This window comes from Phyllobacterium sp. P5_D12 (assembly GCF_054049495.1).
Genome location: NZ_JBFUMG010001132.1, coordinates 1 through 629, shown reverse-complemented (window position 1 = coordinate 629; position 629 = coordinate 1). Strand labels below are relative to the sequence as shown.

The 629-nt window shown below is 56.4% G+C and carries 1 protein-coding gene; it reads left to right on the top strand.

The window, feature by feature from the left end:
• The coding region (locus ACXJ5O_RS29115; protein ID WP_457302934.1) for a ketopantoate reductase family protein at positions 1–629 on the top strand (629 nt) is incomplete at both ends.

Below are 629 nucleotides of genomic sequence, written 5' to 3'. Positions count from 1 at the left end.
ATCCTTATCTGGGGCGCTGGCGCAATAGGCGGTACTCTTGGAGCGGCGTTCATCCGGGTGGGACATGAGGTGATTTTCGTCGACAACGCGGCCAATCATGTCGCTGCAATAAATGCCAACGGTCTAAGGATCGAGGGGCCGATCTTTCAGGACACCGTAAAGGCCAGAGCCTTTACCCCGGAGCACCTGAAGGGCAAGTTCGATCGGATTTTCCTCTGCGTGAAGGCCCACCATACCGAAGCTGCGGCGAAAGCTCTGCTGCCACATGTTGCTGACGATGGCTGTGTTGTGTCGGCACAAAACGGCCTCAACGAAATGGTCATCAGCAAGATTATAGGTGAGCGCCGGGTCATCGGCTGTTTCGTCAATTTCGGCGCAGACTATCTCGAGCCGGGCGTCGTGCACTATAGCGGCCACGGCGCAGTCGTGGTCGGCGAGTTGRACGGCAAGCGTACAGCCCGCATCGAGCAAATTTATGCGTTGATGGAGGAGTTCGAACCGAAAGCCATTTTGACGGATAATATTTGGGGCTACCTGTGGGGCAAGCTCATCTACGGGACACTGCTTTTCGGTACCGCACTCACCAACGACAGTATCGCGGATGTGCTGGCCAACGAGCAGTACAGGCC